General features: G+C 39.4%; 1 protein-coding gene. It reads right to left on the bottom strand.

What is annotated here, in order from left to right; genetic code table 11:
* Window positions 1-1,160: type I restriction-modification system subunit M (locus F947_RS00105; protein ID WP_004967664.1), on the bottom strand; the 1,160-nt coding region annotated here is incomplete at its 3' end.
* Between the last annotated feature and the right edge of the window lie 237 nt (window positions 1,161-1,397).

The raw sequence follows: 1,397 nt of genomic DNA, 5'->3' as shown, positions 1-1,397 counted from the left end.
AAGCCAATCACAGCATCAATGACATTCAGTTTCTCAATCAGGTACTGACGAATCACACCTTCACTTGAACCACGGAACAACACACCATGCGGTAGAACAACCGCCATAGTGCCGTTGTGATCGAGTTGATGAAGCATGTGTTGAACAAAAGCCATATCTGCTTTTGAGCTTGGTGCAAGTTTACCAAAACGGCTAAAACGCTCGTCTTGTAAGAAGATTGGATCTGCTGACCATTTGGCTGAGAATGGAGGATTGGCGACCACTGCTTCAAAACGCTGATCAATGTGCTGTGGCCGAGTGAGAGTGTCTTCTTGCTTGATATCGAATTTGGCAAAGTGAACATCATGCAGAATCATGTTCATTCGTGCCAGGTTGTAGGTGGTACGGTTCATCTCTTGACCGTAAATCATATCGACATCTTGAACTTCACGTTTTACACGTAAGAGTAATGAGCCTGAACCACATGTCGGATCATAGACTGAACGTAGACGTTCTTTACCTTGAGTCACGATCTTTGCAAGCAAGGTTGATACGGTTTGAGGTGTATAGAATTCACCTGCTTTTTTACCTGCACCAGATGCAAACTCACCAATCAGGTATTCGTAGGCATCACCCAATACATCTGATTCTGAGTTACTGAGATCAAAATCAATATTGTCTAAATGCGTCAGTACTTTGCTGACCAGTTCATTACGGTCGTTGGCATTGTTGCCTAATTTGGTTGAATTGAGGTCAAGATCTTCAAACAGATTGGCGAAATCATCTTCAGATTCAGCACCCAAGGTACTACGTTCGATTTCTCGTAAGGTATTTGAAAGCTCATCAAGAATGAACTCACCCTGACGACCACGCTCAGCAATTGTATGGAACAGTTGCTTTGGTGCCAGGGCATAACCGACTTCTTCGACTGAGTTTTCTTTAATGCCATCAATCAGTTCAGCGTGATCAGGGTTATTTTCATCAAGTTGATGGTATTTTTCTGCTAGGCCTTCATCTTGCAATAGTTCATTGGCAAAGCTAATCGCTTTTTCAGACAGGTATTTGTAGAAAATGAAGCCGAGAATGTAGTCACGGAACTCATCAGCCCCCATTTTTCCACGTAAATCGTTTGCAATATTCCAAAGATGTTTTTGTAGTTGTTGAAGTTGAACCTGGGTCATGAAGCAAGAATCTCGAGTAATACCTAAATTTGCTTAAGTATAGCGAGTATCTGCTTATAAAAATTAGATTTTTGGTTTTGACACCCGAATTGGGTAGATGAGATTTTATGTTAAATAAGTTGGATGAAAGATTAATAACATAGCAATTCATTCTCAAATATTTTATCGGAACAAATTTCGGAATTTTTTTTAATATAATTTTTTAATTCATTGATATTTATATTTTAATATTTTTTT

Origin of the sequence: Acinetobacter towneri DSM 14962 = CIP 107472, from assembly GCF_000368785.1 — a bacterium.
GTDB lineage: Bacteria > Pseudomonadota > Gammaproteobacteria > Pseudomonadales > Moraxellaceae > Acinetobacter > Acinetobacter towneri.
This window is presented reverse-complemented; position numbering and strand designations above follow the sequence as displayed.